Annotated in this window: 18 protein-coding genes; 7 read left to right on the top strand and 11 right to left on the bottom strand. The window is 48.9% G+C overall.

All coding sequences use genetic code 11. The features are described from left to right. Positions 1 to 95: 95 nt before the first annotated feature. A complete protein-coding gene (locus IXB28_RS09135; protein WP_215618265.1) occupies positions 96 to 1,295 on the bottom strand; it encodes a response regulator in 1,200 nt (399 codons plus the stop codon). Between the two features lie 691 nt (positions 1,296 to 1,986). Between IXB28_RS09135 and IXB28_RS09130 the strand changes: the two genes are divergently transcribed. Beyond that, entirely contained in the window at positions 1,987 to 2,496 is a 510-nt protein-coding gene (locus IXB28_RS09130; protein ID WP_215618264.1) for a hypothetical protein, read from the top strand. Here IXB28_RS09130 and IXB28_RS09125 read toward each other — a convergent pair. Then, a complete protein-coding gene (locus tag IXB28_RS09125) occupies positions 2,399 to 3,160 on the bottom strand; it encodes a ComF family protein (protein ID WP_215618263.1) in 762 nt (253 codons plus the stop codon). The two genes, IXB28_RS09130 and IXB28_RS09125, sit on opposite strands and share 98 nt — an antisense overlap. A gap of 606 nt (positions 3,161 to 3,766) precedes the next feature. Here IXB28_RS09125 and IXB28_RS09120 point away from each other — a divergent pair. Then, positions 3,767 to 5,116 carry a histidine phosphatase family protein gene (locus IXB28_RS09120; RefSeq protein WP_215618262.1) on the top strand — a complete coding sequence of 450 codons (1,350 nt, stop codon included), beginning with the start codon at positions 3,767 to 3,769 and terminating at the stop codon, positions 5,114 to 5,116. A 35-nt stretch (positions 5,117 to 5,151) separates the two neighbouring features. After that, positions 5,152 to 6,417: a dihydroorotase gene (locus IXB28_RS09115; RefSeq protein ID WP_215618261.1), complete on the top strand. Its 1,266-nt coding sequence runs from the start codon at positions 5,152 to 5,154 to the stop codon at positions 6,415 to 6,417. 57 nt (positions 6,418 to 6,474) lie between these two features. On the opposite strand, the gene lepB (IXB28_RS09110) is transcribed toward IXB28_RS09115, so the two are convergent. The 6 genes from lepB (IXB28_RS09110) to IXB28_RS09085 all read right to left on the bottom strand — a co-directional run bounded on the left by lepB (IXB28_RS09110) (position 6,475) and on the right by IXB28_RS09085 (position 13,702). Beyond that, complete coding sequence (gene lepB, locus IXB28_RS09110) at positions 6,475 to 7,044, bottom strand: signal peptidase I (RefSeq protein WP_215618260.1); 570 nt, start codon at positions 7,042 to 7,044, stop codon at positions 6,475 to 6,477. A 57-nt stretch (positions 7,045 to 7,101) separates the two neighbouring features. Continuing rightward, positions 7,102 to 7,650: a signal peptidase I gene (gene lepB / locus IXB28_RS09105; RefSeq protein ID WP_215618259.1), complete on the bottom strand. Its 549-nt coding sequence runs from the start codon at positions 7,648 to 7,650 to the stop codon at positions 7,102 to 7,104. 311 nt (positions 7,651 to 7,961) lie between these two features. Then, on the bottom strand, positions 7,962 to 8,639 hold the full coding sequence (locus IXB28_RS09100; protein WP_215618258.1) for an HAD-IA family hydrolase: 678 nt from the start codon (positions 8,637 to 8,639) through the stop codon (positions 7,962 to 7,964). 13 nt (positions 8,640 to 8,652) lie between these two features. Continuing rightward, entirely contained in the window at positions 8,653 to 9,849 is a 1,197-nt protein-coding gene (locus IXB28_RS09095; protein ID WP_215618257.1) for an NAD(P)/FAD-dependent oxidoreductase, read from the bottom strand. Positions 9,850 to 9,917: 68 nt separating this feature from the next. Continuing rightward, positions 9,918 to 11,015, bottom strand: a complete 1,098-nt coding sequence (locus IXB28_RS09090) for a glycoside hydrolase family 10 protein (RefSeq protein WP_246559713.1) — start codon at positions 11,013 to 11,015, stop codon at positions 9,918 to 9,920. 731 nt (positions 11,016 to 11,746) lie between these two features. Next, positions 11,747 to 13,702 (bottom strand): tetratricopeptide repeat protein, encoded by a 1,956-nt coding sequence (locus IXB28_RS09085; protein ID WP_215618255.1) that lies wholly within the window; start codon positions 13,700 to 13,702, stop codon positions 11,747 to 11,749. Between the two features lie 186 nt (positions 13,703 to 13,888). On the opposite strand from IXB28_RS09085, the gene IXB28_RS09080 reads away from it, so the two are divergent. Both IXB28_RS09080 and IXB28_RS09075 read left to right on the top strand, forming a co-directional pair. Then, the gene (locus tag IXB28_RS09080) at positions 13,889 to 14,635 is read left to right on the top strand and encodes a 5-formyltetrahydrofolate cyclo-ligase (RefSeq protein WP_215618254.1); all 747 of its coding nucleotides are present in this window, start codon (positions 13,889 to 13,891) and stop codon (positions 14,633 to 14,635) included. Between the two features lie 43 nt (positions 14,636 to 14,678). Next, positions 14,679 to 15,659 (top strand): glutathione S-transferase family protein, encoded by a 981-nt coding sequence (locus tag IXB28_RS09075; RefSeq protein ID WP_215618253.1) that lies wholly within the window; start codon positions 14,679 to 14,681, stop codon positions 15,657 to 15,659. Between the two features lie 90 nt (positions 15,660 to 15,749). Here the strand turns inward: IXB28_RS09075 and IXB28_RS09070 are convergent, their stop codons facing one another. Then, positions 15,750 to 16,268: a LabA-like NYN domain-containing protein gene (locus IXB28_RS09070; protein WP_215618252.1), complete on the bottom strand. Its 519-nt coding sequence runs from the start codon at positions 16,266 to 16,268 to the stop codon at positions 15,750 to 15,752. A gap of 878 nt (positions 16,269 to 17,146) precedes the next feature. Here IXB28_RS09070 and IXB28_RS09065 point away from each other — a divergent pair. Continuing rightward, complete coding sequence (locus tag IXB28_RS09065) at positions 17,147 to 19,579, top strand: serine/threonine-protein kinase (RefSeq protein ID WP_215618251.1); 2,433 nt, start codon at positions 17,147 to 17,149, stop codon at positions 19,577 to 19,579. Between the two features lie 67 nt (positions 19,580 to 19,646). On the opposite strand, the gene IXB28_RS09060 is transcribed toward IXB28_RS09065, so the two are convergent. Further along, the gene (locus IXB28_RS09060; protein ID WP_215618250.1) at positions 19,647 to 21,140 is read right to left on the bottom strand and encodes a FecR family protein; all 1,494 of its coding nucleotides are present in this window, start codon (positions 21,138 to 21,140) and stop codon (positions 19,647 to 19,649) included. Between the two features lie 540 nt (positions 21,141 to 21,680). On the opposite strand from IXB28_RS09060, the gene IXB28_RS09055 reads away from it, so the two are divergent. Then, complete coding sequence (locus IXB28_RS09055; RefSeq protein WP_215618249.1) at positions 21,681 to 22,898, top strand: hypothetical protein; 1,218 nt, start codon at positions 21,681 to 21,683, stop codon at positions 22,896 to 22,898. Positions 22,899 to 23,176: 278 nt separating this feature from the next. On the opposite strand, the gene IXB28_RS09050 is transcribed toward IXB28_RS09055, so the two are convergent. Continuing rightward, on the bottom strand, positions 23,177 to 24,247 hold the full coding sequence (locus IXB28_RS09050) for a 3-deoxy-7-phosphoheptulonate synthase (protein WP_215618248.1): 1,071 nt from the start codon (positions 24,245 to 24,247) through the stop codon (positions 23,177 to 23,179). Positions 24,248 to 24,314: the final 67 nt, after the last annotated feature.

Here is a 24,314-nt window from a genome sequence, read left to right as displayed (position 1 = left end):
GACCATAGCCTTGCTCCAATGGATTGCATACCCCGCACCCACGCTTCACTGACACCACCAAAATTTATTCATCTCAGCCCGGAACCGCCATAAACTTAACCAGCTTCTTCGATTTGGTCGTGTTGTTCAGCTAGTTGATAGCGAACCATTTCGACAATTTTAGTAGGGTCAACTGGCTTGGTGATAAAGTCTGTCGCTCCCACAGCCTTGGCCCGCATGCGGTCCATTAAGCTATCATTTCCTGTCAAAATCACAATGGGAGTATCTTTAAACGCTTTCACCCGCCGCACCTGTTTGCAAATTTCATAGCCGTTGGCCACAGGCATTTTTAATGCTAGAAAAATAAGGTTGGGTTTGTAACGAAGAATTTGGGTTAGCGCGTGGATCGAATCTTGAATGCTGGTGCAACGGTAGCCTGCTGGCCGTAAGGTTTCCTCCATGAGATAGCCCACCTGGGGATTATTATCGATGCAAAAAATATGGGGGAGTTGTTGCGCTGATTGGGATGGAACTTTTGGATCTAGGGCGTCATAGGGCTGGGCTAGATCTTGTAATATATTGAGCTCAATAATGTCTCGCTGTACGTAAGCGCCCACCATACGCCCTAGTTCGCAGAGGTCTCGCCCAGTAATTTGACTAAGTTCTCTGAGGGAACGATTACCTTGAATGAGGCGTTTGAGAATTTGATAGGTGCGGGGTTGGGTGTGTTTTTCAAGCCGTGCATTATCAACAATGCTGGGGGCTAAATTGGGAGATAGGTGACTTAGGTTGGTCTTTTGCCACTGGGCTAGTTGGGTTTTAACGTTGTAAAACAGCGTGGTACTGCTAAGAATGGCGATCGGTTCGGGTAAACGTGATAGGCGGTTTGTGCTGTGGCTGATTTGGGTGAGCTGATCGACAGTCTGGCAAATATCGAAGATAACTTCTGCTATGGTGGCTTCGATCATTGAGATCGCCACCTCACGGTCTATCTGCTGTCGTTTTAATAGTACAGATAACGCGATGTATTCCCAGTGGTCGAACAGCTCACGTTCACGTAATCGAACATCACTAGGGCGTATCTCTGGGCAATAGGTTTTCAGCAAACGCTGCCATCGCCGAAATCGGTGCTGTCCCCCACCGGCCCATAGGAGTTGTCCGACTCGAAACTCCAGCCACCATTGCTCTCCACTAGATGTCTTTAGTTGAATGTATCCATTAGTCTGGGTCTGGATAATTGCTTTGACATTTTTAATCAGCTGAGGGACCGATATACCGTGCTCTAACGTCAGTGTATTAACTGCAGACTCAGTCATAGATTTTCAGCTCTGGTGAATCTCTGTTGAAAAAAGGACCCGACGACGGGTGTGCATCAATAATTGCCTTTTTAATTTGCCCGCACTGTTATTGGGGATAACGATGGCGTTGCAAAAGTCTAGAAGTGTAACGTTAATAGAATGTTGAATTTCAATCGCCATCAGTAAACGCCTAAATCTTAGGCATTTACTAGTGAGAAATATAAAATCTAAGTACTAATAAAGACGCTGGTCTGGCGGATGCTACCCCTAGAATTAAAAGCCTTACACTCCTGGTGAGTCTGCTTTGGGGACTATCTTTGTGTGACAAGATAACCTATCTGGTCAGTGAAAAACGAATAATTTCTAATATTGAGTAGAAAAAAATCTAAATTTTCTGCCTTGCCATATCTGTCTCAATTACTATTACTTTGTGGGTCCAGGTTTATTTATTCAGCCTAGCCACCGGTCCATTAAATCGAAGTATCTACTAAAGCTGCAATCGGGGCGTCATCATATTAGGGATTGAGGATCAAGCATTTGCTGGTTCGTCTATTTGTCCCTCGGAGGAATAGATAGATGCTCTTGTCATCCCTTTCGTTTCTAAGATCAGTAGTTTTTTTAAGATATTCGGACTATTTTGCTGACATCTGCCGTGCACTAATCTGCATCGATGGGCGTATTGAATTAATTACCATTTGAATTGTGGACTATGGATATCCAGGAACAAATTCACCGCCAGCGGGTGCACCATATAGTTGATAGCTATCAACTATATGGTGATGACGGTGATGCGTTTGCTGAGTATTTAGCCAAGCTCTTAGAAACCTACCCGCAAGCGCTGATAGAGTTAGCGCTGGTAGAGGTTTTGATTAAAGAGTGGTCTAATATCCCTATGCAAAAGGGCTTAGCTTTCATTTTCGGTGTCTATCGGCGCTTGCAAGTTTGGCAGCCCGAAACAGAGTGTCTACCCCCCTTGTCCAAGAGTGCCAAGGGTGCCGTTCATACCCCTAGAGCCGATGCGGTAATTGCGGTTACACCGGTGCATGTGAAAGCAGATAGCCCTAAGTCTACGAGCCCAAAACTGATTGATACGGTATTGACCCCAGCACAGTTTGAACAAATTACGGGATTAGACGCGGCTTTAATATTTGACCACCATGGTCAGGTTTGGATCGGTCGACCACCGGAGCCACATACTTCGTTTGAGCCACCGCCATAATGGCTGGTACTCTATAGCCCTCTGTTCTCAGCGTTTCAGCTGCCGTTAGGGCCGTAGTGCCCGTGGTGTAAATATCATCTATGAGGATGATGGGTTTCGATGGAGACGGTGGCTTAGGGCCTAAGCGAAATGCTTTATGCAAATTTGTTTGCCGTGCTTCCACCCCTAGGCTGTACATTGCCTGAGTGTTTTTCGTGCGCATGAGCCCATGCTCTGCAAAGTGTAGGCCCGTAGCCTTGCAAACCCCTTTGGCAATTAGTGCTGCTTGGTTGTAACCCCGTTGCTGATGTCGTTGTTGGTGTAGCGGAATAGGTACCACGCTAGCTTGTTGTAACCTGTGGGATGCAGGATGCTTACGCCAGTAGTTTCCTAGTTCTAAACCTAACCATAGGCCGAGCTCTGCTTGATCGCCATATTTCAGTTGCGTCAAGGCCTGTTTTAGCAACCCTTGATAATGTCCCCACGCAAAAATATCTAAGGTGTTCCGCTGCTGAATAGGTTTAGGCTGGCCGTTGCCATGGGCTGATTGTCGGCAGCCCAAGAGCTGTTGATGGCAAGCTGAGCACAAGACCTTGCTGGCGGAACGCTGACACAGCGGGCAGTTAGCGGATAAAAACAGCTTGGTCAGGTGAGATAGGGTAGAGCTGATGATCGACATTGACATCGCACGCGTCTGAATTTGCTTACGTGAGCTACTAAGACTTTTTGCGACGTACTTTGACGTTGGTCACACTCCCATCTGGATACACTAAGGACATCATTTGCTCTTGTGATGACTGAGTGTTGGAGTTTCCTTGACCCTCTTCATGGGCTTGACCGTTGTTTTTTTTGCTGGAAACACAGTTAGCAAATTTCATAGGAATAAGGTGACTCTAGGATTTTCAATATATTCAATTGTTCATCAATCTGAACGTATATCGTGAGGGTGAAACTATGGATGTTGAAGATTTTCTAAAAAAAGAAATAGTGAAGCACTATAAACCTTAGAAAGAATGCTCTGTAGGCTTCAGGGGCATATTTTAATAGTGCTCAAATCAAGAAAAATAAAAATCTAATCGGGGGGAACTTTAAGTTGCATTGAAGGTTATGGACGTTTGACTTACGGCAACTTCAAAGAGCTATCCTCAGCTCCGTAGAACAGCGCATTGATCTACGCCAATTGTCTGAGTGTGATTAGGTGAACTCAGTTTTTCTAAGCTCTCCCATGGGTCGGTAAATTTCACGTACAATCAACACTGTTTGCCTAGCCCAGTTTAGAGAGGATAGACCCTTGAAAACACGTGTAATTGTGGTCCGCCATGGTGAAAGTACCTTTAACGTAAAGCGTATTATTCAAGGGCATCACGATGAGTCTTTGTTGACTGAAAAAGGTGAATCACAGGCACGTCAGGTGGGGCAACTTTTAAGCGGCACTACTATTGATGGGGTGTACTGTAGTCCTCTTAAGCGTGCGGCGCGCACGGCAGAATTGATTACAGCATCCCTGAGGGGCAATAACACTCCGCAAAAGACTGATTTACTTAAGGAAATTAGTTTGCCACTTTGGGAGGCGATGTCATTTGCTGATGTTGAGCAGCAATACCCTGCGGAATATAGGGCTTGGCGCCATCAGCCCAATGATTTAAAGATGACGATTCCCCAGGCTGATGGGACGTCTCAAGAGTTTTATCCTGTGCGGGCTGTGTGGCAGCAGGCTGGGGAGTTTTGGCAAGACCTGTTATCGCGCCATCAGGGGCAAACAATTTTAGTGGTTGCCCACAGTGCCATTAATAGGGCTTTGGTGGGAACAGCCATTGGTTTGGGGCCAGAAGCGCTAAATCGCATGTATCAGTCTAATTGCGGGGTCAGTGTGCTGAACTTCCCAGGCGCCTGGGGCGAGCGAGCCCAGTTGGAGTCCATGAACTCCACCAGCCATACTGGCTTGACTTTGCCGACATTGCGTCAGGGCTTTAAAGGGCCTAGGCTGCTGCTGGTGCGCCATGGGGAAACAGAGTGGAACCGGGAGTCTCGCTTTCAAGGCCAAATTGATATTCCGCTGAATGATAATGGTCGGAGCCAAGCTGCCCAAGCCGGTGAGTTTCTAAAGGCAGTTCCTATCGACGCTGCTGTTTCTAGTTCCATGATGCGTCCGAAGGAAACAGCGGAGATTATTTTGAAACAACATTCTGACGTAGCTTTAGCGGTGACTGAGGGACTATGGGAGATTGGCCACGGGCAGTGGGAAGGCAAGTTTGAACATGAAATTAAAGCCGGTTTCCCTGGCCTGTTAGAAGCTTGGCAAACCAAGCCCGAAACGGTGCAGATGCCCGATGGTGAGAATTTGCAGGATGTTTGGGATCGGGCGGTTAAGGCTTGGAATGAGATTGTGGCTCAGTATGAGAATGCTGAAACACCCCAGACGATTTTAGTGGTTGCCCATGATGCCATTAATAAGGCTATTTTGTGTTACGTGACGGGGCTTGGGCCAGAAGCGTTTTGGCAGTTTAAGCAGGGTAATGGGGCGGTGAGTGTGATTGACTACCCTGATGGATTGCAGAGTGAGCCGATGTTAAGTTCGGCAAATATTACGGTGCATTTATCAGGGAGTTTGTTTGATACTACAGCCGCTGGAGCTCTCTAATACAAACGTGGATTGGTTTTGCATGAATGCCTGGTATGGATAATTGGTGGATACGAGGTGCACGTATATTGGACCCTTTGGCCCAATCCGATACGGTGGGGGATGTCTTAATTTGCGATCGCACCATCCAAGCGATGGGGGCAAACCTAGCACCACCCGAGAACAAGGTCCAAGAAGTGGATGGGCGCGGGTGTATTTTAGGGCCAGGGTTAGTAGATCTCTACAGCCAGTCTGGAGAACCTGGCCATGAATCTCGCGAAACGCTGGCTCAGTTATTGCAAGCTTCTCTCCGGGGTGGATTTACCCGTGTGGGGCTTTTACCCAGCACCACCCCCGCCATTGATAATCCGGCCCAAGTAAAGCCGCGGATCATGTCCGGGCCGGATATGGCCCAGCCGCTCCCCTGGGGGGCCATTACTGTCGGTACTGCGGGGGAGCAATTAACCGACTTAATCGAACTCCATGGTGCTGGAGTGGTCGGCCTTGCTGATGGGTTGCCCCTTAATAATGGACGTTTGGTACAGCGTTTATTGGAATATGTACATCCGCTGACCTTACCGTTGGCCCTATGGCCCTGCGATCCTAGCCAGCCAGGGATCTGCCGTGACGGCGCCGATGCCATTCGATTAGGCCTATCTCCTTTGCCAAGTACGTCGGAGACGACGCCCTTGACGGCCATATTGGAAGAAGTGGCCGTCAGTCAATGCGCCGTGCATATCATGCGAGTTTCCACCGCTCGTAGCGTTGCCATTATTCGGGATGCTAAGGCGCGAGGGTTACCCATTACGGCCAGTGTCACCTGGGCCCATCTGCTGTTTAGTACGGCTGATTTGGAGAGCTATGCGCCGAGTTTGCGGCTGAACCCGCCCTTGGGCACGCCCGCCGATCGTGACGCCTTGATTGCAGGTTTAGAAGATGGAACGTTAGATGCGATCGCGGTCGATCACTGCGCCTATAGCTATGAGGAAAAAGCCGTACCCTTTGGCGTGGCGCCTGTGGGCACCATCGGTTTACCTCTAGTTTTACCAGTTCTGTGGCAGACCTTTGTGGTGACCCAGCGATGGACGGCTCTGCAATTATGGGGGTATCTGAGTGTGAAACCGACCCAATGTTTAGGGTTGAAGCCCGCAACGTTACACCCTGGGGAGTCAACTAACCTAACATTGTTCGATCCGAACCATGAGTGGTTTGCCACATTGGCAACCCTAGGCTGCGATCCAATTAATACGGTCTACAGCAATCAACGGATTCGTGGACAGGTGCGGCAGGTGTGGAGTGCGCCTGTTGAACCTGTGACATAGTGCGACATATCACGCCCTAAGCGATGTCACCACGCTGCAGAACCACAATTTTCATAATTAGTTTTTCGTCAGTAAGCCAATGCGGTTAGGTGGCCAAAACCTGACAACGGCTTTACCAATAATTTGATCTTCCGGTAGAAATGGTCGAGGCCAAGCATGACTATCGACACTGTTGTTGCGATTATCCCCGAAGACGATATAGCTTTCCTCTGGCACCTCCTGCGGGCCCCAACGGTAGTTGGGAGGAGTTTTAATATACTGCTCATCAATGGCGGCATTATTAATAAAGACTTCGCCATTGATCACCTCTACCGTGTCGCCAGGTAAGCCCACAATCCTTTTGATAAACGCGTTTCGGGGCTGCCCTTCTGGGGTGATCTCTGCCGGGGGCCAAAAAACAATAATGTCTCCCCGATCCGGCTTTGTCACACGGTAGCTGATTTTTTCCACAACCAGGCGATCGTTAACCTGCAAGGTCGGCTCCATAGACCCTGTGGGAATATAACGGGCTTCGGCTATAAACTGGCGGATACCTAGGGCCAGAACGACGCTCAGTCCTACAGTTTGTACGGTTTCAACCCATATATTTGTATCTTGACCTTTACCGTCTGGATTTTGATTAGCCACAGAAACTGGCCCTCAAACAAGAGGGGCACCCTAGTAGATGTACGATTGTGCCCTATTTTAATCTAATCCACCCATACGGGTTAGGGGCCAAAACCTGACCACCGCTTTACCGATAATTTGATCCTCCGGCACAAAGGGTTCAGCAATGTTCCAGGCATGGCTGTCATAACTGGCATTGCGGTTATCTCCCAGTACAAAATACTTGGCGTCTGGAATGGTCACCGGTGCCTGTTCATAGTTAGGAGGAGCCTGGATATAGCTTTCTTTCTGGATTTCACCGTTGATGAAAACGTCACCGTCAGCCACTTCTACGGTATCGCCTGGTAGACCCACAATGCGTTTAATAAATGCATCTCGCTTTTGACCATCCGGGACAATTTCAGAGGGGGGCCAAAAAACAACGATATCTCCCCGTTGGGGTTCTTGAAAGCGATAGCTCAGTTTTTCAATTACCAGTCGATCATTAACTTGTAGAGTCGGTTTCATCGACTCAGACGGAATGTAGCGTGCTTCCGCCACAAATTGGCGAATACCTAGAGCCAGCGCAATACTGAGTCCAATGGTTTGGAGGCCTTCGATCCAGGGATTTTGCTGTTTTTGAGACACAGTTGACGACTAGAAACGTTTGAATGAATGCAATGACAAGCGTAACCGGTAGCTGTAGTTAGTGGTGCGCTGCACCCTACAGAAAATACCTTGTTTAGTTTAGATTAGCTTTTCGATGACTCTAACCCTCTTCAGCAGAAAACGTTTCATGAACATAGTACCCTGATGGCTGAAGCGGTTGAGGCACGATGGCCCATGAATCTTTTTTGACAAGTTTTAATGGTCTGAATGGAGGGCTGTCGCAGGCTAAAACATTCATAGGGATTGCTGTAATCCAAGCTGGAGTCATCTCGATAAAAGGCCCGGGGGGTTTACGGCGCTGTGGGTGATTGAATAGCGGCCTGTTTAGGGCGTTTTATCCAGATGCCATGGATGCCAGCGGCTTTAGCACCTTGGATATCGTCTTGACGGCTGTCACCGATATGCCATGCCGCTTGCGGGTTGCAGCCATGTTTTTGCAAGGCTGTGGTGAAAATCAGAGGATTCGGTTTGGCCGCTCCAGCTTCCGTGGAAATTGTAATGGTTTGAAAATAATGCCGCAGGTTTAGGGCATCTAGCACTGAATAAATCCGCGAGTCGAAATTAGAAATAATCCCGAGGGAAATGCCTAGCTGCTGCCAGCGTTGGAGGGACTGCACTGTGTCTGGATAAACCTCCCACGGTGTAGCCGTCGCAAAGTGCTGGTAAACGCCTTCAAAAAACGTCTCGAAGTCAGTAAATTGATGGAAGATGCCCGCACGCTGGAAGGTTTCTTCGGCAATGGCCAACCACCATTGGTATTCAAGGTAAGGAATTTTAACGGGTGGGGTGTCTGGAAAGGCCATGGCATTAGCATTGGCAAAGCTTTGGTAAAAGGCCTGGTCCAGGTCTGGGGCCGATGCGGTTACCCCAGCTTTTTGGGCCAAAGACTGATAAACCTCTCCGACGCTGCCTTTGACGCCAAACAGGGTACCAACAGCATCGATAAATATGACTTTTGGCTGTGACATGGTAAAAGCGCGGTTAGGAGACCGAAAGTAGCTGACGTAGGGGCTGGCTGATCCAGTTGAGGCCTACCCGCAGCTGATGTTCAAATGTTGGCATGCGGTACAGGTAGGTTAGACGTCGGACTACATGGGCGGTGGTCCCGTCCAGCTTTAAACCGAGCCCAGTGAGGGTGGCCGTATCGTTGCCAAGGGTCATCATCTCACCGAGGTGTTGGTATCTGAATGGGAGTGGAGGTCGCCCTGTGAGGGATGCCCAAATATTCCAGGCGGTGTAGTCTGCTTGCTGGAGCGCGGCCTGAGCGGTTGTTGGCACAGGATTACCGTCAACATCGCTGCCGTCTGCTAAATCTCCCAAGGCAAAAATATTTTGCTGGCCAATAACATTGAGGGTGGGTTCAATGTGTAACTGCTGCCGCTCGTTTTTCTCAAATGGCAGTTGGGCAATTAGAGGATTGACTTTGTTGCCAACCGTCCAAAGGACAAGGTCAACGGGCAAGACATCTGTCTGGTCTTTGTAAGCTAAGGAAATGGTGTCGGGGCCGATTTCGGTGACGGTGGTTTCGTAATCGATCCAGATCCCTTTTTCGGTAATGGCTGCTTGGGCCGCTTTTTGGTTGAAGTCTGGAGAATTTTGTAGAATCTCGGTCCCTCTTTCCACGATGCGCAGCCGGCCACGTTCCCCGAGTCGCTCCGCTAGTTTGCAGGCTAGTTCTACGCCGCTATAGCCCCCACCGACAACCGCTACACGGATTTTATCGGCGGTGGAATTTTCAATCGTTCGCAACTGTTCTTTGAGGGTGTAGGCATCATTTAGGGTGCGAAATGCGATCGCATGTTCTTGCACACCGGGGGCCATATCCATCGGCGTTTCCCCCCCTAAGGCCAACACCAGTCTGTCATAGGCTATGGCGGTATCATCCTGTAGCCGAACAGCATTGTTTGGTAGGTCAATGCTGCTGACGCTGCCCTGATGAAATTGAATGCCTGTGCCGGCTAGCAGTTCTGTGTAGGGTGGTGCAATTTCCCAAGTTTGCAACTCATCCGTCACCAGTTCGTATAGCAGCGGCGCAAACAAGAAGCGATCGCGCTGATCCACAAGGGTAATGGTTGGCTTTGCTGTTTTCTCCCATGGCAGTCTGCTGAGGGCTAATGCCGTATATAGCCCCCCAAAACCGCCGCCCAAAATCACAACATGTTGGTTTGATACCACCATTGAGCTAAAAAGTGTGGATTACAGGTTCTTAGGATAGCGCGAGTAAAGGGGGAACGCCGCCAAATGGTCTAAGCCGCTGGCTGATAAGTGCTGCGTTGGGCCGGTTGAGCAAACATTTGCCTAAAACTGGCCTGACGAGTTTCTGGAGGTTCAGGGGCATCTTCCCAGAGACTTTCATAGAAAAAGAAGGTCATCCCCAGACCTGCCGTCCGAGCTGCCCGCACTTTCGACTCAATGAGATTGATCCGCACAGGAATATTACGTAACCCGGTCAAAATGCCGGCTGCGGTCGGAATCTTTTGCTGTGCTTCTCGCATGGCAGGGGTATATAGCTGGTGACGGAAATCCCCTAAATTATTGCGATAGATTTGCACAATCAATTCATCGACCCACCCTTGGCGGACCCAGGTTAACCAATCCTGAAGCTGGCCTTTGTAGGCAAAATCGTACGGATTTGGGGCAACTGAAAAAATAATATTGCGTCGTCGAGCCTTTAAATCTGCATTGAGGGTTTTAACAAATGCGCTCAATTTATCTGCACGCCACTTGACCCACCCAGGGTTGTGAGGATCATTGGGTACATTTTTGCCGGTTTCTGCTTTATATAGCTGGCGGGTGTAGCTGTCGTAGCCAAACTCCACTGGCAGAATGAAGTGATCATCAAACTGAACGCCGTCAACGTCGTACCGGCTGATCAGTTCCAACAGCATATGGGTGATGAACTGTTGCACTTCGGGTTTGTAAGGATTGAGCCACACCATATCTCCACCATCCCTATGGGTATCGGTGCGACTACCATTACGCTTCTCCGTCAGCCAGTCGCTATGTATTGTGGCTAGTTCAGAGGTGGCTGGTGCCATAAACCCAAACTCAAACCATGGAATGACGGACATCCCACGTCCATGGGCTTGGGTGGTGAGTTCTTCTAGGATGTCGTATCCCTGTATGCCTCGGCGCACAAAATGTTGAATCCCGGCGCGCTGGGCAATGCCGCTGTCAAATAGGGTGTAGCCACCGTTCCAAACAACTGGGTAAAGGGTGTTGAAATTTAGCTCGGCGAGCTGATTCATGGCATTGTCCAGTTTTGGCTGGTCTACCATGACATCCATATCATTGGTAGTCACCCATACCCCGCGAATCTCTTCAGCTGGTGAGCGTCGGGCCATGGCTGCCGCTGGTATCAAGCCATGGAAAAGAATGGCTGCAATACACGATAAAACAAATAATAATCTGGTAAAAGATTGCCAGCGCCTGATACGTACAGTCATAGCTTAGGGGCTTTGCTAAAAGTTATAGGAGTTTGGAAAGTCTCAAATCAGCAGATCGCGTCAAATAAGGCAGGGCTGATATGTGTTTAATTACTTAGTTATTCATGGGTCCAATGTTTACGTCAGAAAATATGGGGCGTTGGAAGAATAAAATTTTGGGCGTTGCCGATATAGGAACGACGTTATTGCTCACGCATTGGTTCACAATGTCTGGGCTAGGTCGATGTATGTGATTCAGCCGCAAGTAAAGTTGTTTCTAAAATCAACATCAGCAACTGTAGTAGGGGTAACTTGGCAAAGTGAAAATTCAGGCTTGAGGCTCAGCAGGTGAGCCATGGGGTATTGCATACCTATGGACAATTGCCAAAACTTTGATTACCCATTACTTTGCTTTAACTCTTAAGTTTTCATTGAGATGTATTAAGGTGTCAAGAATAAACCTGTTTATCTTTTAATTAAGGCCCTGACGCGCGTATTTTTTCTGTAGGACGAAATTCTTTCAATCCATCGGACCTCGCTGCGAAAAGGTTTAATGGATTGAATTAATGAACAAAATACGTTGAACCCCCGCAGATCCTAAACTTAGGATCTGCGGGGGTTCTTGCCTATGTAGAGTTTCAACGGGGAGGCTAGGTTTGACCAATGCCTAGCTGTCGCAATAATGGATGCCCTTTGACGGTGGGTAGTATTTCTTGAAACCACAGTCTGGCCATGTCTTCATGGCCCTGTAGCATGAGTAAACGACTGCGGGTGAGCATCAGACTGACTAGATTATTTTCTGTCATCTGAGACTTTCGTAGCAGTGGGTCAAGCACAGTCTCTGCCACATCCAGGTTGTCTTCTTGTAGATAAAGCTGTGCGATCGCAATCCGACTATCCACATCCTCCGGGTGCTGGTCAATAATTTGCTGCGTTAGCTGCCGGGATTCAGCTAGTCGATCTTGATGTGTGTAGGCTAGGGCCAAATTATTCAACAGCACAGGATTGTTAGGTTCTAGCTCAAGGGCCTGTTGCAGATACTTTTCAGCTGTTTCAGCGGCTTTTGGAGATTCAAGCGCAATTTTCTTTTGGGCTTTGTCCAAGAGGCTAGCGGCTTCAGGTGTGTGGGTTAACGCTGGTTCCGGTTCGACAGTGTATGTGGCCAAGGGCGGATTATCGTGCCAAGTGCCGTTTAGCCATAGCCGAGTTGTTGTTAATTGGTCGTGGCGCCCTAAGTACGACGCCATATGATATCGCTGGGAATCACTGCCGTAGGTGCTCGCGACAAAGTCATTGACCGCAGCAATGTGGGGGGTGGTGAGGCTACATTTTGCAATCAACATCGCTAGCATGCGGGCCCTGGGGCTACCTCGTTTAAACCAGGCTGGAACTAGCTGACTCACAAACGGATGATGTGCGATGAGGGCTTCCACCGCTGCGATCAGCGCTGGTTGAGGGTCGCGTTCTGGGGTCATGGCCATGGCAACCTGGCGTAGATCTTGATAGACGCTATTTTCTACCCAACTGTTTAATTCAAAGGGCCATGGGCCTTCCTTGAAGGTCGGTGTGATGTCAAAATCATCCAGGTTTTCCCTGGCGACCGTTAGATCAGGATAGAGCTCCAACGCTAGGGTCCATTGGTGTCGGGCGGCTTTAGGGTTGCCCCGCTCGGCTAAGGCGACGGCGGCTAAATGGTGAAACAGCCCCGTAACCAAAGGGCGGTTATCCTTATTGGGGTCGGGCGGCACCGTGTCGAGTAAATTGGCGAGGTTGGCCATGTCGTCTAGGTAGGCCAGGGCTTCTGCTTTGCGTGTGAGGTCGTTAAGCGTCGTACTTGTATCGCTGAGCAACACAGGTTTGTGGGTTTCGGCGGCGCTGAAATTTCCCCGTAAACAGAGAAACCGGATCAGGTTGGCTCGGAGCAACAGACTCTCGGGATGATTTTCTAGACACCGTTGCAGGGTGGCCACGGCTTGGTCATATTGATCGTCGGCCATGTAAGCCAAGGCCAAACTGTTATGCCCAGCTACAAAATCAGGGCGTTGCTCAATTAACGTTTGGGCCGTGGTAATGGCTTTATGGGCTTGGCTGGTTTCTGTATAGGCTCGGGTGCGCTCGTAGAGCAGGCCAAATTCCCAATCGTCAGGATAGGTGAGCTCCAGGTTGTCTAGTGCTTCGGTCAAATTAGGCTCAATCATGGCCAAATGTTCTTTGCCCTCCACGCTGCCGGGATGCTCTGGCCATCGTTCAATGGCATAGCGATATTGTCGTACTCCCAACAGTGGATAGTAGTTCAGCACATAGGCATGGCCTAGCAAAAAATTAACCCGTGCATCATTGGGTTTCAGGGCTAAAAACTGCTCGCAGGTGGCTTGATATTGGTATAGCTGGCCTAGTTCGTAATACACCTCCAGTAAATGAGCCAATACGTCTAAATTTTCGGGATGCGAACTCTTTAAACGTGATAGAAGAGAATGGGCTTCTGTCCATTGTTCTCGACGGACTAGGGCTTCGGCATGGGCTAATTCCGTGATCAGGGACTGACTGCCAAAACCACGGTTCGCTAAGCCGACCTGCTTTTTTCTCTTCTTTGTTTTTTTGGCCATTGGAGTTTTTAGTAGAGGTAGAGACGCTGATTTGCGGTAGGGCTGTACTATGCGCTGAGCGGCTATGCCAGAGCGGCAGTGTTATGAGTTAGCTGATGCATTTACCTTAAGCGGGGGATGGGATCTAGCGGTCAGAGTTTAGAAAAGGTTTAGCAACTAGTTATAGATGTACATCTGCGCATACCTATGGTTTCAGTGAGTTGGTGTGGCCGCCACGATGGTAAAGATGCCCTGCGAGCCCAAATTTGGCGGACCCTGACAGCCCATAATGCGACTCATCGCGATCCGGTCGGGCATATTCCCAACTTTGTGGGGGCAGAACGGGCGGCGGAGCGGTTGGCCCAAACCGACCTGTGGCAGCAAGCCCAGGTGGTGAAGTGTAACCCTGATTCTCCCCATGCGGCGGTGCGGCTCCAAGCGCTGGCTGCGGGTAAGACGTTGTACATGGCGGTGCCGCGCCTTGCTCGGCTGCAGTGTTTTGTGGAGTTAGTGGCTGCGGAGCTGCATGGGGTTTCCTTGGGTGAGGCGGCGACCATGGAGGGGGCCATGAGCCATGGCAAATTGGTGGCATTTGAAGCTATGCAGCCGATTGATGTTGTCGTCGTTGGGTGTGTGGCGGTGGCGATGAATGGTGGCCGGACAGGCAAAGGTGCGGGGTTTGCCGATTTAGAGTTGGCCATGTTGCGAGAGCGTGGGTTGGTATCGGCGACCACACCGATTGTGACGACGGTTCACGATTTACAGGTAGTGGCGGCGGCTGACTTACCCATGCAGCCCCACGATTGGGGGTTGGATTTAGTGGTCACCCCCAGCCGGTGTTTAGTTACCGAGAATCATCACCCTAGACCCGGTGGCTTAGATTGGTCGATGATTCAGCCGGAGCAACTAGAGACTATTCCCGTTTTGCAGATGTGGTCGCAGCTGCGCCATTAGTGGATTTTTTACTGACTAGTATGTGTGTCTTAAGGTGATATCTATGGCATTGCCCCCGAGTCTGTTAATTCGTACGGCAAAAACGATTTGGACCACGCTGTGGCGGACGATGATGTCCCAAATGGCTCCTAGTAGTAAGGATGGGGCCTACCAGCGGCCAGAGAGCGTGTTTTGCGATCTCATCCCCTCTGACTCATTTCCTGCGGCCACCCAACGCTATCGACTGATTGTGGGCATGGGCTGTCCCTGGGCCCACCGCACCCTAATTGTGCGGACGCTCAAGGGCTTAGACGATGTGATTCCTGTGACCGTTGTTTCACCCTCCGGTGACGAAGGCTGCTGGGTGTTTGATCAACCCTCCCCAACGGACTCTCGAGGATGCCGCACAATGCCGCAGTTTTATCAGCATTTGCATAAGACCTACGCAGGTCGAGCGACGGTACCCGTACTGTGGGATACCCACAAAAACGCCATCGTAAATAATGAAAGTGCCGAAATTATCGAAATCTTAAATGCCGCCTTTAACGATTGGGCACAGCAGCCCCACCTCAATTTATATCCTGCCGCATTAAGCGATGACATTGAACAATGGAATAGCCGTATCTACGCGGCTGTCAACAATGGTGTCTACCGATGTGGGTTTGCCCAAACCCAGACGGCTTATGAAGCCGCCTGCAATGAACTGTTCGAGATGTTAGACCGGATCGAGCAAACCCTAGGGCAGTATCGTTATCTTTGTGGCCAAACATTAACCCTGGCAGATATTCGGCTATTTACAACCTTGATTCGATTCGACGTTGCTTACCATGGCCTGTTCAAGTGCAACCGCCGCCGCATTGCAGACTACACACATCTGAGCGGCTATGTGCGAGATATTTATCAAATGCCTGGCGTCGCAGCTACCTGTGATGTAGACGCGATTAAACGGGACTACTTTGGCAACCTATTTCCCCTGAATCCAGGCGGGATTATTCCCCTCGGGGCAGATTTAAAGTCGCTGGAGGCTCCCCATGGCCGCGGGTGAAACCCTAGACGGCACGATAATGGTGCACGGGGGATTTACAGCCCCCTTAGCCAGTAAACTCTCGATTTTACCGATCCTGACCCTTTGAGCCTAATCCTTCTCAATGTAGCGTTTCACCGAATTTAGATCGATATATCGATCCGTAGCATTACGGAGTTCTCGGGCAATCATGCCTTCAGTGGATACAACGGTAATATGCGTATTTTTGGAGCGCAATAGCTCTATGGCACGTTCAAAATCACCATCACCACTAAACAGCACCACCCGATCATATTGGGCTGCCGTATTAAACATATCGATGACGATTTCGATATCTAAGTTCGCCTTTTGAGAATAGCGCCCAGAATTATCGTCATAATATTCTTTCAGAATCTTTGTACGCACCGTATAGCCCAGGCTAATTAACGCATCACGAAAGCCCCGCTGATCCTGTGGATCCTTCAGACCCGTATACCAAAAAGCATTAATGAGAGTGGATGGAACGGTTTCTTTTGTGAAATACTCAAGCACACGTTTAGGGTCAAAAAACCAGCCATTTTTTTGCTGGGCGTAGAACATGTTGTTCCCGTCTACGAATATAGAAAGTCGACTTAACGGTTGCGTATGCATAGAAATTAAAAAATAAAAGAAGTGGACCGCTAGAAAGCTTCCATTAACTACGAATTGCTGACAAAACTAGCTAGAAATGGTCCAGAAGGTAAATATAAGAACAAAAAAGCAACTAAATACAACGTTGGATGTAATCCAAAAGCAGCTAAAAAATCGCAAGATTTACATAGCAAAATCAATTGAACTTAATAGCTAAGTAGGGATTACACCTAGGTCACATAGAGGCTGATGATGACGATATATAAATAATCAAAATTGGTAAATGTCCTAAGGTTTTACTGGAAAGATTAAACGAGTTAGATAACGAATGTGGACTTTATGTCAATAAAGCACATATAAAAGTCAATAGAGGTTTGCATCCATAACTTTTCAGCTTGAATGTAAGATTTCAGTACACAAATGACTTGTTTTGTGTGACTTACAACCTATTAAATCAATAGTTGGTATTTGAATTAGAAACTATGATCGTAAATACCAACAGTTTCTACTTCGGTTTACATCCACTGACCTTAAGGTCAAGTTACTACTATACGGCAGATCTGATGATCGTGTAGGTATGACAGCGAATTCTATGGCCCCTGGGTAAACTTCCACAGTGAAATAGGCTGGGGAAGAGGGGATGATTTTCTGATCAAACTTGATTGAAACCTTGTGGCGTCGCTATTTCTCTGTCTAATATTGCTCCAGGCTATGATGGAAATAAGCCAGGGAATATAGTCACAACGCTATTCCACAATTTGTGTAATTTTATATACGCTGCTGTATATGCACTGAGGAAATTTGGTTGCTAAATTTTTTCAGGGTAAGGCTAACTTGCTAAGGGTTGCATCATCCACTGCTTTGATTAATAAAGTATCTAACTACGCGTCTTTATCCGGATGAAACAAGATGGTGCCGACATCACAGCTACGCTCACATCGCAAGATCGTTTACGTAGCCGGCTTACGCCCACGGTGAATCTTGCCAAGCGTTGGCGGGCTTACCTAAATGCCTTTTTAGTTGGCACAGCTGCACTGATTACTGGCAGTAATATAGGGGTTGTTCGTTCCTTGGAATATCAAGGGCAATCGCTGATGTGGGAAGTGCGGGGTGCCTTGTCAGCCCCAGACGACATCGTGATTTTGGCGATTGATGAAGAGTCATTATCCCAAGGGCAGCACTATTTGGATCAGCCAGATGCCTATCCAGAGTTGGCGGCCATTAGTTCATGGCCTTGGCCTCGCCAAACCTATGCCGCGGCGGTGGATAAGCTTTTGGATGCAGGCGCGAAGTCGATTGCCTTAGATATTGTGTTTGCCCAGCCTAGTAGTTATGGGCCTGAAGACGATGCGGCGTTTGCCCAAGTGCTAGCTCAAAAAGGGGCGCAGGTAGTATTGGCGGCGCAGTATGGAGATGTAGATTTGCGCCAGGGTTCTTTACTACAGCCAACGCTGCCCTTGCCAGATTTTCGTGACACTCCGGTGAAAATTGGTGCAATTAACTTTCCCATAGAGCCCAACGGTAAGATTCACCGCTTGAGTAGAGAGTTTTTAGAAGACCGGCGAACATTAGAAGCCAACTTGCTGGGGGATGACTTGTTCCTCGAGGATGATTCTGACCCTTCCATTTTGAGCTTTTCCGAGGCGGCACTAGAAGCAGCTCAAACTGAATACACCCAGAATGCTAAGGACCATATTTTCTTTCATGGTCCGTCTAAAACGTTTGAACATGTTCCGTTTTGGTACATCTTGGATGACGACCTGTGGAAAACTCAGCTTGATAGTGGTCGCTTCTTTAAGGACAAAATTATTTTGGTGGGGGCTACCGCGTCCTTATTGCAAGACTTTCATGCGGCTCCATTTTCTAAGAGCTTGCTTTATTCTGAGCCCATAGCTGGGGTGGAAATTTTAGCGAATACCGTGGCCAGCTTAAGGGATGACTTAGTTTTGTATTCTGTCGCTCAGAATTCATGGGTCAGTGCGTTGCTGGTGGCAGGTTGGCTCGGGGGAATGGCGATCGCAAGCAGTCGAGTATCTGCACGTAAACCCATACGACGATTAATGTGGGCGGCTATTGGTGCGGTTGCTTGGGGCGGAGCGAGCTTTATTATCTTTGTCGTAGGCGGCATTATCATCCCCATCGCGGTCCCGATTTTAGGGATTCTAGGGTTTGCAACCGCTGATTTTGCCATTGGTTTATTTAGTGAGCAGCTACAGAAAAAAAATCTGCGCAATACGCTAGCGCGTTATGTCACATCCCCCATCGTCCAAGAAATTATCAGCCAGCAAGACGACTTTAAAGATCTCCTAGCGGTTCACGAAAGTGAAATGATCGGTACGGTACTTAGCGATCGCTATCGCATTAGCAAAATTCTGGGTGCTGGCGGCTTTGGTGATACCTATTTGGCAGAGGATACCCAACGTCCTGGAAATCCGATTTGTGTCGTTAAGCAACTGAAAATTGTTAGTGATAATCCCAGAGCCCACATGCTCGCCCAGCGTTTATTTGCCTCAGAAGCCGCAACGCTAGAGCGTTTGGGTGAGCATGATCAAATACCTCGTCTGTTGGCCTATTTTGAGGCAAACTATTCGTTTTATCTAGTCCAAGAAATGATTGATGGCACGTTGCTGAAGGAGCGACTAGACCCTCAATCTCCCATGTCCCAGCGTGAAGCGGCCGAATTTTTAATGGATTTGTTGCCAGTTATTCAAACTGTGCATGCCCAGGGAGTGATTCATCGTGACATTAAACCCTCAAATATTATTGTCCGCCATCACGATGGTCGTTACGTACTGATTGATTTTGGCGCCGTCAAGCAAATATCTAATCGCTTAACCGATACTAACGCTCGGATTACTTCCACCGTGGGTATTGGTACCCAGGGCTATATGCCAAGTGAACAGTCTGCTGGATTGCCTAACTTTAGCAGTGATCTATATGCCCTAGGAGTGACTGCCATTGAAGCCATGACGGGTTCTCCTCCCCACGCGCTGCATAGAGATGCGAATGGAGAAATCGTCTGGACCCATAAGGTGCCAGATTTGGATCCTGGCTTAGCTAAAGTGATTGAAAAAATGGTCCGCTATGACTTTAACCAGCGATATCCCAATGCAAATTTGGTGATGCAAGAGTTGCGGCAATTGAAATTAGATATTCTTTCTACCGAAGTGCCTGAAAAATTTGGGGTTGAGCCCGAGCCCGTTGCTGATGCTGAAGATGCCAAGCTATCGACCGTAATTCTCCCTACGGACTGGGATAGGGACTATAAAATGCCTGACGCTACTACATCCATTGATGATAAAGAGGCCAGTGATAATGAAGAAGCGAGCTAGTTACTGCCCAACGGACACTAGCTCGCTTTAATCGCTGCAATATGACAATGTGACCAGTTTTGAAAACCTAGTTTCCAGTAAGACTCGGTACAGAGTCTTCTCCGCCACCGGTCACTTGGCTGACATCAGTGGTTGGTGGCAGGTCAGTGGGAGTGTTGGCCCCAGGTACATTCAAGTTAAAGTCGTCTGCGGATGCTGGGTTACGAACCGGTGTATCCGCGACAGTCGGCACCGTGGGAGTATCTGGGACCGTCGTCGGCACCGTGGGTGTCTCCGCAACAGTGGGAGTGTCCGCGACGGTCGGTACCGTGGGCGTATCTGCGACAGTCGGTATCGTGGGCGTATCTGCGACAGTCGGCACCGTGGGTGTGTCCGCAACAGTTGGTACTGTGGGCGTATCCGCGACGGTTGGCACAGTGGGTGCGTCCGCAACGGTTGGTACCGTAGGCGCGTCCGCGACGGTTGGAACAGTGGGCGTATTCGCAACGGTTGGTACCGTGGGTGTGTCCGCGACAGTTGGCACCGTGGGAGTATTCGCGACGGTGGGTGTCGTCGTCGGTGCCGCTGCAGTGGGTGCCGTGGGCGTTGTATTAGCAACCGTGGGCGTTGCTGCTGGGGACACTACCTGGGTTGTCGCTGCTGGACTAGGTTGTGAAACTGGACCTGTTGAAATCGCAGCAGCACTATTGCTAGCCCCTGTAGTTTCTGATGCCCTAGCGTTTGTCACTGGATCAGCTAGATCAATGCCCGCTGCATTAGTTCCACCTTGCTCGATGGCAGTCGGTGAGGTGTAGGTTCTGGTGCTTTGCCCTGTCGCCACCTGGGTAATAGCATTGTGGAAAATGGCTGCTGGAGATGAAGCAAATGTTGGAAAGCCATTAAAGACAACGAGTTCCGCATCGTCTAGCTCAGTGGATTCACCATTGGCTAATGCTGGTGCTGGGGCAAGAAAGCCTGGATTGCTGACAATTTCTTCTGAAGAACCTTGGCTGTCAAAATCACCCTGCAGTTCTAACGCATCTTGAATTTCTGTCCAAACTTCCCGTAGCTCTTGGGGTAGAGTTTCTGGCGCTGTTGGATGATCTAAACCTAAACCTTCCACAAGACCACTGGTTTCGTAGAAGGTGCGTAAATCAAATTCTAGACTTTCGACTATGTTGTTTTCTTCAATGACAACCATTTCACCAGCGTAGATAGGCTGTTGCTGTGAGCCAGTTTCATTAAATGCCATCATGGCACCGGCTGGGTTATTAGTCAGGGCCCCAACAATAGTCACCGGAGCACTACAGGAACCATCAGCGGAAAGGGCGACCGTACATCGAACTCGTACAAACAGTGCAGAACCCTGAATGCCAGTTACGGCATTGGGGGTTTGAATCGTAGTGCGACCATGGCCCGGTGGTATTAGTAGTAAAACCGTACCATTGGAAAGCTGAAAATTACGAGTATCTGGTGTAAAGCGGAATGTTGCTTGTTCGCCAACCCTTGCGAGGGAGCCATCATTGAAACGAAGTTCAGCACGCGCCGATGACGATGTGCGTAAGGCATCTCCGATGTTCATAAAATCGGAAACCCTGGCTAATCGCGCTCGGCGACCACTAGGGATCAGATGCACTCGATTACGAAGAGTTTCAACTTTAGCCCAACTCAATGGGGTTTGCGCTAACGCTACTCCGGGAACACCGAAAGCAGTTATTGCGCCTAAGAGAAATGAGTACCAGCGGGCAGAAACTTTGCACATACTAAATAGAGGGGTCATGGGCAGAAGTCTGGGTAAATGCACCGAGCAGGTACTTTTACTCTGCTCCATTAGTAATATTACCTAACTTTTCTCCATCGTGACCATGGCTATATTTATGCTTTCTTTAAGATGGCTGCTAGATATATGTACTTTGGTCGGAAGTTGGGGCGATAATTCAAGCTTTTTCCACTTTTAGTAGAAAAATTGAATCATTTGAATTTGTAAAGTAATTGCCGTGCTTTTTCTGAATTATAGTTACAACGGTCTGTTTCTGAGGAAATAGCGCCATTCAGCGGTTGAGTTGCGATCCAAGTGTTGATAGCAATTGTGTAAGCGTCTTAGAGATATGGAACGTTGATAATGGGGCTGTTTTCTAGGCCAGAATGGGTGCTCAAAATTTTGGTCATCGGCTTTGGGAGCTGGGTGTTGCCACAGCATATTGCGGTTGCTCAAAGTAGCAATCTGCCGAGTGTTGACGCGGCTCAATCTGTGTTGGATTTGAATTCAAGTCAGGTTGCGGCGGCCTCTGTTACTGGGGTGATAGCTCAGCCAAAATCGAGGTATCAAGATGATTCAGGGGCTAAATGCCATCAGGATACTTGTGCGCTGCGTTGGCTCACCCATGTTGCGTCTGATGTTGTTTTGGATAGTGATGCATCGGAGGATGACTGCGAGGCATGTGAGTCTGATGTAGAGGATGCATCTGAGCCCACCACACAGCCCAACTATCGGGGTGATTTTGAGCCGGTTATCGATGATGAGCTCGGCATTTTGCGTGTGCGATCGCAGCCTGTTGGCATTGATGGTGAGCTTGGCATGTTGCGGATTAGGACCACCGAAGATGTCCCCCTAGAGTCGGAGCCTGAGCCCACACCTCAGCACACGGTTTTTCTCACAGCTAGAACCAATCTATACAGTGGTAACAATTTGTTTCGTACCCCAGATGCCATTAGTGACCGTATCTATCAAGCAGGGATAGGGCTATTTGCGTTTCCTGAATTAGGTCCTACCACGAACTTGCTCTTCAGTGTCGAGGCTAATTTAGCCCGTTACGAAGAACTATCCGGTGTTGACTACGACGAAATTCAACTCCAGGCGGGGATTCGGCAACGACTCGGCAGCAAGAGCTACGGCCAGCTCAATTGGCGGTATCAAGATCTCAGTACCCCAGGGCGAGATTCGTTTTTTACGGCTAATTATATAGAGCTACTCTTGAGCCGCCGTGATATCTTGAGCAATCGCACATGGGCAGATTCCTATTATCAGGCTCGTCTGAGCTTGAGCGATCCAGATGAATTTAGTCGAGTGAGTCAAATTGCCACTGGTTCGCTTAACTACGGCTTCGATCCGGAGACTCGGGCTAGCCTCATCTATCAGTTATTTATTGACGACTATATCGAAACATCTCGCTACGATACCTACCATCAGATATTGGCTCAGCTTAGCCACGATCTATCTAGTACAACGCGTTTAAGCGTCTTTACCGGTTTTCGCTTTGGGAGTTCATCTCGCTCTAGCGTAGATTTTGATGACACCATCTATGGCGCAAGTATTAATGTAAACTTGCCTCTGTTTTAGAAAAAATGGACCGATGCTTTGCCAGTAAACAAAGCATCGGTCCATTGCTCTTTTTTTATGCAGTGCCTTGTTAAAAGGCCCCTAGGAATCTAATCGGCCCTATTCCATGCTCTTAAAGAGGTGCCTCTTAGGAAAACGCAATCAATTCCATAATTGTCACCGCTAGCCACAGGGGACTGAGCGGAGTCTTATAGCCCTATGGGCATCGGTAAACCCAACGTGCAACGTCTCCCTCGGAGTTAGTCCGGCAAAATTGGAAGTTATTTAATCGTCATTCCTTAGAGAGGGGCCGTCGCCGACAGGTGAGGTTTGATGGCTGTAGCCAATTGTTGCAACATGTCTTCGGTTGTTTCAAAGTCAACACAGGCATCTGTAATACTTTGACCGTAGACGAGGTCGTCTAAATTTTCAGGAATGGCCTGCCGTCCAGCGCGAATGTGACTTTCAATCATCACACCGAGGATGTTGCGGGAGCCAGATTTCAATTGGTTAGAAATTTCTTCTAGGACGACGGATTGCTGTTGGTGCTTTTTGTTGGCGTTGGCGTGGCTACAGTCCACCATTAATCGAGGATTGAGGCCAGCTTTGGATAGTTGCTCAACGGCTTCTTTAACATTTTTGGCATCATAGTTCGGTCCATGCTTGCCGCCGCGCAAGACCAGATGGCCATCGGGATTGCCTGTGGTGGCTACGATACTGGCTAAACCGCTGTGGTTGATGCCTAGAAAATGGTGGGGACGACTGGCCGCTACCATAGCGTTGGTTGCCGCCTGCAAGCTACCGTCCGTATTATTTTTGAAGCCGATGGGCATGGATAAACCAGACGCCATTTCCCGATGGGTTTGGCTTTCCGTTGTACGAGCTCCGATCGCTGTCCAGGAAATTACGTCCGCAATATATTGAGGCGTAATGGGGTCGAGCAGTTCTGTGGCTGCGGGGAGTCCCATTTCTGCCAAATCGATCAGTAGCTGACGCGCTAATCTCAACCCTTGGTTGATGTCATAGCTGCCGTCCAGGTGGGGGTCGTTGATTAAGCCTTTCCAGCCGATATTAGTACGGGGTTTTTCAAAGTAAACCCGCATCACGATTTCGAGCTCAGAAGAAAGACGTTCTCTTAGTTTGACTAGGCGTTGGCCATAGTCCCGTGCTGCTGCAATATCATGCACAGAGCAAGGACCGACAATCACTAGGAGCCTGCGGTCTTCGTTGTAGAGAATATTACGAATGCGATCGCGCGTTTGAGCAACGAGAGCGGCTGCCGCTTGAGTCAGAGGAAGCTCTGCGTGCAGGAGTGCTGGACTAATCAGAGGTCGGGTTTCAACCACGTGTAAATCGTGTGTTTGATGCATGGCAGAAGAAGAAGCGCAATAGACAATTACCGAGACCTCCGGCCTAAGGAGGCGGATTAAGACAAGC

The organism is Leptothoe kymatousa TAU-MAC 1615, from assembly GCF_018739865.1.
In the GTDB taxonomy this organism is placed as follows: Bacteria; Cyanobacteriota; Cyanobacteriia; order Phormidesmidales; family Phormidesmidaceae; genus Leptothoe; species Leptothoe kymatousa.
This window is presented reverse-complemented; position numbering and strand designations above follow the sequence as displayed.

Bases quoted from the DNA above. Each gene is read 5' to 3' on its own strand.
- IXB28_RS09070 (WP_215618252.1), bottom strand. From the start codon at position 16,268: ATGCATACGCAACCGTTAAGTCGACTTTCTATATTCGTAGACGGGAAC.
- IXB28_RS09095 (WP_215618257.1), bottom strand. From the start codon at position 9,849: ATGGTGGTATCAAACCAACATGTTGTGATTTTGGGCGGCGGTTTTGGG.
- IXB28_RS09065 (WP_215618251.1), top strand. From the start codon at position 17,147: ATGAAACAAGATGGTGCCGACATCACAGCTACGCTCACATCGCAAGAT.
- IXB28_RS09075 (WP_215618253.1), top strand. From the start codon at position 14,679: ATGGCATTGCCCCCGAGTCTGTTAATTCGTACGGCAAAAACGATTTGG.
- IXB28_RS09050 (WP_215618248.1), bottom strand. From the start codon at position 24,247: ATGCATCAAACACACGATTTACACGTGGTTGAAACCCGACCTCTGATT.
- IXB28_RS09080 (WP_215618254.1), top strand. From the start codon at position 13,889: ATGGTTTCAGTGAGTTGGTGTGGCCGCCACGATGGTAAAGATGCCCTG.
- IXB28_RS09060 (WP_215618250.1), bottom strand. From the start codon at position 21,140: ATGAACATCGGAGATGCCTTACGCACATCGTCATCGGCGCGTGCTGAA.
- IXB28_RS09100 (WP_215618258.1), bottom strand. From the start codon at position 8,639: ATGTCACAGCCAAAAGTCATATTTATCGATGCTGTTGGTACCCTGTTT.
- IXB28_RS09115 (WP_215618261.1), top strand. From the start codon at position 5,152: ATGGATAATTGGTGGATACGAGGTGCACGTATATTGGACCCTTTGGCC.
- IXB28_RS09125 (WP_215618263.1), bottom strand. From the start codon at position 3,160: ATGTCAATGTCGATCATCAGCTCTACCCTATCTCACCTGACCAAGCTG.
- IXB28_RS09085 (WP_215618255.1), bottom strand. From the start codon at position 13,702: ATGGCCAAAAAAACAAAGAAGAGAAAAAAGCAGGTCGGCTTAGCGAAC.
- IXB28_RS09130 (WP_215618264.1), top strand. From the start codon at position 1,987: ATGGATATCCAGGAACAAATTCACCGCCAGCGGGTGCACCATATAGTT.
- IXB28_RS09090 (WP_246559713.1), bottom strand. From the start codon at position 11,015: ATGGCCCGACGCTCACCAGCTGAAGAGATTCGCGGGGTATGGGTGACT.
- IXB28_RS09055 (WP_215618249.1), top strand. From the start codon at position 21,681: ATGGGGCTGTTTTCTAGGCCAGAATGGGTGCTCAAAATTTTGGTCATC.
- IXB28_RS09135 (WP_215618265.1), bottom strand. From the start codon at position 1,295: ATGACTGAGTCTGCAGTTAATACACTGACGTTAGAGCACGGTATATCG.